This is a genomic window from Stenotrophomonas sp. SMYL41, from assembly GCF_036319965.1.
Classification (GTDB): Bacteria; Pseudomonadota; Gammaproteobacteria; order Xanthomonadales; family Xanthomonadaceae; genus Stenotrophomonas; species Stenotrophomonas maltophilia_R.
Genome location: NZ_JAWIRX010000031.1, coordinates 22,652 through 30,011 on the forward strand (window position 1 = coordinate 22,652; position 7,360 = coordinate 30,011).

The following is a 7,360-nucleotide window of genomic DNA, read 5'->3' on the forward strand; positions in this document are numbered from 1 at the left end:
ATCACCAGCTGAGGGTGGCACCGCCGATGATGCAGATCGAAACCAGCGCCACGCCCCAGCTGACCTGATCGCGTGCGGCGAACACGATTGGATCGTCATGCATGCCGCCACGATGCGCGATGATCCAGATACGGCCTATCCAGAACAGTAGGACTGGGCACAACAGCCAGAGCAGGCGTGGATTGCGATACAGCTCCAGGCTGTCCGGGCTGTTGATGTAGAGGGCGAACACCAGAATGCTGACGTAACCGGCCGCAGCGCCAAGAGACTGGATCAAGGACAGATCCGATACGTCGTAGCCGCGCCCCGCAATCTTCTGTCTTCCCGAGCCGGACATCGCCGCAAGTTCGGTATAGCGCTTGACCAGGGCCAGGCTGAGGAACATGAACAACGAGAAGGCCAGCAGCCAGAACGACAGGTCCACGCCGATCGCGATCGCTCCGCCGATGATGCGAAGGGTATACAGCGCCGCAAGCATGACTACGTCGATCATGACGATACGCTTGAGTACAAGCGAATACATCAGGGTCATGGCGTAATAGGCAAACAGTACGCCTGTGAATGCCGGGCTACTCAAAAGGGCGAGGGTGAATCCGGCCAGCGTGAGCAAGGGGGCTACCAGCAGCCCCTGCATCAGCGGCAGATCGCCGGCCGCAAAGGGGCGTCGGCGCTTGCGTGCATGCTGTCGATCCGGGGTTAGATCGAGCAGGTCATTGAGCAGATAGACCCCGGAAGCGCACAGCCCGAATGCGATGAATGCCATTGCGGCCCCGAACAGCGATACCGGATCGAACCAGCGATGCGCGGTTAGCAACGGAACCAGCACAAGCAGATTCTTCGACCACTGATAGACGCGCAGTGCCTTGATCCAGCTGCGCACGCCGCCGCCCTCGCTGGGCCAATGTGCATGGACCGTGGTGACTCTGGCGGCGGCGGTTGCCAGGCGGTTGCCAGCATTCACCACATAGGCAGCTGCGGAATGCTTCCAGACGTGGAGATCCACGTTGGCATTGCCCATGTAATCGTACTGGCCGGCACCAAAGCGGGCCTTCAGCGCTTCAGCCTTGTGGGGGCCGGCGAGGTTGCACCGGCCATCGCTGGCCATCACCTCCTCGAACACGCCCAGGTGTAGGGCGATGGCTTCCACCAGTGCTTGATCCGATGCCGAGCAAAGGACGCGCGGCCTCTGCCGGGTTGTCCGCAGCATGCCGAGCACACGCGCGTCGTACGGAAGCCATTCCACCGGCAATGTCACTCGGGATGCGATCTCGCGCTTGAGTGCGGCCTTGCCCCGCAGCAGCCAGAACGGCAGCAAGAAAATGCACAGGGGACTGCTGGCCAGTAGGGCCAGTACGGATTCATACAATAGATCTGATCGCAGCAGCGTGCCATCCAGATCTATGCAAAGTGCGCGATCAATGGGCTTCATTCGAAAACGACCGGGTTCCCTGTATGCTTCAGACTTCGGGTGCGCCTGAATTTCAGGCCAAAGTATAGTCATTGATTTTGCGACCAGCAGGGTTGCGCGACTGGCAGCCCCAACTACCACCGCCGCGATGCGGCATCAGACCCAGCCACGCATGCCATCTATCCCGCGTCCGTCCTTGACCGCCAGCTTGCTGCTGATCTGTATCGCCGGTGTTCTGTTGCGAGGGGTGTTGCAGATTGCGTTCCCGGTAATGCCGATTTCGGATTTTGCCCGGTATCTGGAGGTGGCAACCAATCTCGCTAACGGGAATGGACTGTCGGTGTCTGGCGCTCCCTTTATCTCGCAGCCACCGCTGTACCCCGGACTGCTGGGTGCATGGCTATGGCTGTTTGGCGCGGATGTTTCCGCCGCCAAAGCACTAAATTTGCTTCTCGCGGCTTCAACGCTGATGCTGTGGGCTTGGGCCTGTCCGAAGATGGGTATGCGGCCGGGATGGCAATTGACCAGCCTGGCCGTGCTGGCGTTCCATCCGGCGCTGGTGGCCTATACCGGGTTGTTGGGGACCGAAACGCTTGCTGTATTCCTTGCGGTCCTTGCCTTTGCGCTAGCGACACTGCCGATGCGGGCGGCAATGCCTGCGCTGCTTGGCGTTGTCCTAGCTCTGATCGCATTGAATCGCCCGCAGCTGCTGCCGTTGCCGGTGGGGCTGGTGATCGGTGTCCTGGCGGGCCGCGGCGGCTTGGGCCGGGTGCGGAGCTGCCTGGTGATCCTGGTTGCGTTTCTTGCCGTACTTTTGCCTTGGATCATGCGCAACGAGCTGCTGTTCGATCGTGTCGTACCCGTAAGCGCCAACAGCGGGTACGTGCTGATGGTCAACAATAATGCACTGAATCGGTCCGGGAACTGGATGCCGCTAAGCCAGGTCCCGCTGTCCGAACATCAACTTCAGCGCTTCCAGGGCGAAGCCGCAGTTCCCATGTCCTTCTTCGACGAGGGCGATGAGGATGCCAAGATCCTGCAGTGGACGCCTGCTGCAGACGGCGTGGCACGATCCGTGGCGTTGGACTGGATGCGTCACAATCCTGGCAAGGTGCTGCACCTGGCCATCTTGCGACTGGAGACCAGCCTTGATCCGGCGACGCTGATGTACTGGCCCTTTGTCGATCTTGGGGGCGCGCCTCGCTGGCTGGTATGGGGTGTTGGAGGGCTGAACCTGATGCTGGTGCTTCTCGCAGCGCTTGGGGCGTTCCGGTTGCTACCACAGGTGCGGCAGCTTACGCTGGCCCAACTGATGGCGCTGGGGACGGTGGCCTTGGGCGTGCTGTCCATCGCCATGTTCGAAGGTCAGGGGCGCTACCTGATTCCGCTTGTTCCGGCGATGTTGATCCTGGCAGGCGGACGATCCAGTGGCAGCGGTACTTCGGCCCGGGCAGGGGCGGGTCACGCAGGTGCCGGCTTCGGGAAGGTATCCTCTACGGCCTGAGAGCGCTGCCGGGTCCGGACGCGCGCGTCCCTTGAACTTGGAGAGTGGATGATGCCTACCTGGCTCGTCACCGGCGGTGCCGGTTTCATCGGTGGCAATTTCGTCCTTGAGGCGGTTGCCCGAGGCGTGAAGATCGTCAACCTCGATATCCTGTCCTATGCCGGCAACCTGAAGACCCTGTCCAGCCTAGACGGTGATCCCGGTCATGTGTTCGTGCAGGGGGATATCGGTGATCGCGAGCTGGTCGCCCGGCTGCTGGCCGAGCACCAGCCGGAGGCCGTGCTAAACTTCGCTGCGGAGAGCCATGTCGACCGTTCCATCGACGGTCCGGGCGCCTTCATCCAGACCAACGTGGTCGGCACGCTGGGCCTGCTGGAAGCGGTGCGCGACTACTGGAAGGCGCTGCCGGCCGAACAGGGCGCGGCCTTCCGCTTCCTGCACGTGTCCACCGACGAGGTGTACGGCACTTTGGGTGAGGCCGGCAAGTTCAGCGAAACGACCCAGTACGCCCCCAATTCCCCGTACTCGGCGTCCAAGGCCGCATCGGACCACCTGGTCCGCGCCTTCCACCACACCTACGGGCTGCCGGTGCTGACCACTCATTGCTCCAACAACTACGGCCCGTACCACTTCCCGGAGAAGCTCATTCCGCTGGTGATCGCCAAGGCGCTGGCCGGTGAGCCGCTGCCGGTGTACGGCGACGGCAAGCAGGTGCGCGACTGGCTGTTCGTGTCCGACCACTGCGAAGCGATCCGCACCGTGCTGGCCAAGGGCCAGGTCGGCGAGACCTACAACGTCGGCGGCAACTCGGAAAAGCAGAACATCGAAGTGGTGCACGCGATCTGCGCGCTGCTGGACCAGCGCCGTCCGCGCGCGGACGGCCAGCCACGCAGCAGCCAGATCACCCATGTGGCCGACCGCCCAGGACATGACCGCCGCTATGCGATCGATGCCTCCAAGCTGAAGAACGAACTGGGCTGGGAGCCGGCCTATACCTTCGAGCAGGGCATCAGTCGCACCGTGGACTGGTACCTGGGCAACCAAGCGTGGGTCAACAGCGTGCTGGATGGCAGCTATCGCCTACAGCGTATTGGCACCGCAGCCTGAGCCCAGGAGACGACATGACCCAGCGCAAGGGCATCATCCTCGCCGGTGGCTCCGGCACCCGGCTGTATCCGATCACCAAGGGTGTCAGCAAGCAGCTGCTGCCGGTGTATGACAAGCCGATGATCTACTACCCGCTCAGCGTGTTGATGCTGGCGGGCATCCGCGAAGTGCTGATCATCAATACGCCGCATGAGCAGGCGCTGTTCCAGCAGCTGCTGGGCGACGGCTCGCAGTGGGGTATGGACATCCAGTACGCGGTGCAGCCGAGCCCGGATGGCCTGGCCCAGGCCTACCTGATCGGCCGCGACTTCGTTGCCGGCAAGCCGAGCTGCTTGGTGCTGGGCGACAATATCTTCCATGGGCATGGTCTGCGTGAGGTACTCAAGCGTGCAGACGAGCGGGTGCACGGTTCGACCGTGTTCGGGTACTGGGTGCATGATCCGGAACGTTACGGCGTAGCCGAGTTCGACCAGAGCGGAAAGGTGATCGATCTGGTCGAGAAGCCGGAAAGCCCACGCTCGAACTATGCGGTGACCGGCCTGTATTTCTACGACGGCAAGGCCAGCGACTACGCAGCCGAGCTGAAGCCGTCGCCGCGTGGCGAACTGGAGATCACCGATCTCAACAAGCGTTACTTGGCCGAAGGCAACCTTCACCTGGAGGCCCTGGGCCGTGGGTACGCGTGGCTGGATACCGGCACCCACCAGTCGCTGCTGGAGGCGTCCAACTTCATCGAGACCATCCAGACCCGTCAGGGCCTGCAGGTCTGCTGTCCCGAGGAAATCGCGTTCGGCAAGGGCTGGATCAACGCTGGACAACTGGAAGCGCTGGCCGCGCCGTTGATCAAGAACAGCTACGGCGAATACCTGCATAAACTCGCCCTGCGTGGAGTCGTTCCGTGAAAGTGATTGAAACCAGGTTGCCCGGCTGCGTGGTGATCGAGCCGGCCGTGTTCGGTGATGCCCGCGGTTACTTCTTCGAAACCTGGAACGCCGAGCGCTTCGCCGCGCTGGGCCTGCCGGACCGTTTCGTGCAGAGCAACGTCTCCACTTCCGCGCAGGGCGTGCTGCGCGGCCTGCATTACCAGTGGCCGCGGCCGCAGGGCAAGCTGGTCAGCGTGCTGGAAGGCGAGGTCTATGACGTCGCCGTCGACATCCGTCGCGACTCGCCGACCTTCGGCCAGTGGGAAGCGGTGGTGCTGAGCGCGGAGAACAAGAAGCAGTTTTTGATTCCGGAAGGCTTTGCCCACGGCTTTGCCGTTCTGTCCGAGCGTGCGGTGTTCAACTACCTGTGCACCGAGGTCTACCTGAAGGACTTCGATGCCGGCGTGCGCTGGAATGATGCGGACATCGCTGTGGACTGGCCAGTCAGTGCACCGACCTTGTCGGCCAAGGATGAAAACGCACCGTTCCTGAAGGACATCGCCGAGGACCGCCTGCCGGTCTACATCCCATGACGGTGCTGGTGTTCGGAGGCAACGGCCAGGTCGGCCAGGAACTGCTGCGCGCGCTGGCCCCGCTGGGTGCAGTGGTCGCCACCACCCGCAGCGGCACGCTGCCGGATGGCAGTGTCTGCGAAACCGCCGACTTCAGCCAGCCTGACAGCCTGCCGGCACTGCTGGATCGCGTGCAGCCGTCGCTGGTGGTCAATGCGGCCGCTTACACCGCCGTAGACCGTGCCGAGCAGGACGTGGAGGCCGCGTTCGCGGCCAACGCGCAGGCACCGGGCGTGATCGCGCGCTGGTGTGCGGCGCACGGCGTGCCGTTCGTGCATTACTCCACCGACTATGTGTTCGATGGCCAGGGCAGCGCGCCCTACCGCGAGGACGAGCCGACCGCGCCATTGGGCGTGTACGGCACCAGCAAGCGCGATGGTGAGGACGCGGTGCGTGCGGCCGGTGGCCGCCATCTGATCTTCCGCACGGCGTGGGTGTATGCCTCGCACGGCGCGAATTTCCTGCGCACCATGCTGCGCGTGGGCGCTGAGCGCGATGCGCTGCGGGTGGTGGCCGACCAGATCGGTGCACCGACGCCGGCTGCGCTGATCGCCGATGTCACCGCGCAGGCACTGCAGCATCCGGGCCAGTTGTCTGGTACCTGGCACCTGACCGCCAGCGGCCAGACCAGTTGGCATGGGTTCGCCGAGGCGATCTTCGCCGAAGCGTTGGCCACCGGCGTGTTAGCCAAGGTACCGACGGTTGAGGCGATTCCCAGTTGCGAGTATCCGACCCCGGCCAAGCGCCCGGCTTGGTCGGTGTTGGACAACCGCAGGCTGCAGCAGGCCCTAGGCACTCCTCTCCCGAACTGGCGTGAGGGGTTGGCCGTCGTGATGAATGAAATCAAGCGCTTGCTGGATGAGCCCGCTGGGGGCGAGGCGTCCAGGACGAACTAAACCGATTTCCCCACCGGCAGTGCAGACACCTTTCCGGACACTTTCATTAAGCGGACAGGAGGGGGAAGCGGGGCACGCAGGCTAGAATGCGCCGATCGTCTTCAAGGAAACGCGTGACATGTGTGGAATCGTGGGTGCAATCGCCGATCGCGACGTAGTGCCGGTGCTGATCGAGGGTCTGAAGCGCCTTGAGTACCGCGGTTACGATTCCTCCGGCATCGCGGTGATCGACCATGCCCAACGGCCGGATGTGCGCCGCGTGCGTCGTACCGGCCGTGTGTCGGAAATGGCCACTGCGGCCGAGGCCGAGGGCTTCAATGCAGTGCTGGGCATCGGCCACACCCGCTGGGCCACCCACGGGGGCGTCACCGAGGCCAACGCGCATCCGCACATCAGCCACGGCGTGGCGCTGGTGCACAACGGCATCATCGAGAACCACGAAGCGCAGCGCGAGAGGCTGCGCGCGATGGGCTACACCTTCGAATCGCAGACCGATACCGAAGTCATCGCGCACCTCATCCATCACCACCTGAAGGACGGCGACGACCTGCTGGTGGCGCTGCAGCGCACGGTGAAGGAGCTGACCGGCGCCTACGCGCTGGCCGTGGTCAGCCGCGCCGAGCCGGAGCGCTTCGTCTGCGCGCGCATGGGGTGCCCGTTGCTGGTGGGCCTGGGCGAGGGCGAGAACTTCGTCGCCTCCGACGTTTCGGCCGTGATTTCGGCCACCCGCAAGGTGATCTTCCTGGAAGAGGGCGACACCGCCGAGATCCGCCGCGAGGGCGTGCGCATCTTCGACGAGCATGACCAGCCGATCGAGCGCGAGGTGCACCTGTCCGATGTGTCGCTGGCATCGCTGGAACTGGGCCCGTACCGCCACTTCATGCAGAAGGAAATCCACGAGCAGCCGCGCGCGCTGGGCGACACCATCGAGGCGGCGATCGACGCCGGTG

6 protein-coding genes and 1 pseudogene are annotated in these 7,360 nt (G+C 63.7%); 6 read left to right on the plus strand and 1 reads right to left on the minus strand.

Annotation, left to right across the window (positions count from 1 at the left end; genetic code table 11):
• Position 1: 1 nt before the first annotated feature.
• Positions 2-1,429 carry a UbiA family prenyltransferase gene (locus V3B30_RS22345; RefSeq protein WP_262083056.1) on the minus strand — a complete coding sequence of 476 codons (1,428 nt, stop codon included), beginning with the start codon at positions 1,427-1,429 and terminating at the stop codon, positions 2-4.
• Between the two features lie 175 nt (positions 1,430-1,604).
• Here V3B30_RS22345 and V3B30_RS22350 point away from each other — a divergent pair, with 175 nt between their 5' ends.
• From V3B30_RS22350 to V3B30_RS22375, 6 genes and pseudogenes are all read left to right on the plus strand, one after another.
• The gene (locus V3B30_RS22350; protein ID WP_262083057.1) at positions 1,605-2,912 is read left to right on the plus strand and encodes a hypothetical protein; all 1,308 of its coding nucleotides are present in this window, start codon (positions 1,605-1,607) and stop codon (positions 2,910-2,912) included.
• 51 nt (positions 2,913-2,963) lie between these two features.
• Positions 2,964-4,019, plus strand: coding sequence for a dTDP-glucose 4,6-dehydratase (gene rfbB, locus V3B30_RS22355; RefSeq protein WP_262083058.1), 1,056 nt, complete (start codon positions 2,964-2,966; stop codon positions 4,017-4,019).
• A 14-nt stretch (positions 4,020-4,033) separates the two neighbouring features.
• A complete protein-coding gene (gene rfbA / locus V3B30_RS22360) occupies positions 4,034-4,921 on the plus strand; it encodes a glucose-1-phosphate thymidylyltransferase RfbA (RefSeq protein ID WP_262083059.1) in 888 nt (295 codons plus the stop codon).
• Positions 4,918-5,475, plus strand: coding sequence for a dTDP-4-dehydrorhamnose 3,5-epimerase (gene rfbC / locus V3B30_RS22365; RefSeq protein ID WP_262083060.1), 558 nt, complete (start codon positions 4,918-4,920; stop codon positions 5,473-5,475). The genes rfbA and rfbC overlap by 4 nt, the downstream gene beginning before the upstream one ends.
• Positions 5,472-6,410: a dTDP-4-dehydrorhamnose reductase gene (rfbD, locus tag V3B30_RS22370; protein WP_262083061.1), complete on the plus strand. Its 939-nt coding sequence runs from the start codon at positions 5,472-5,474 to the stop codon at positions 6,408-6,410. Before rfbC ends, rfbD begins: the two co-directional genes overlap by 4 nt.
• Before the next feature lie 118 nt (positions 6,411-6,528).
• Positions 6,529-7,360: pseudogene (locus V3B30_RS22375) on the plus strand (glutamine--fructose-6-phosphate aminotransferase); the annotation flags it as partial.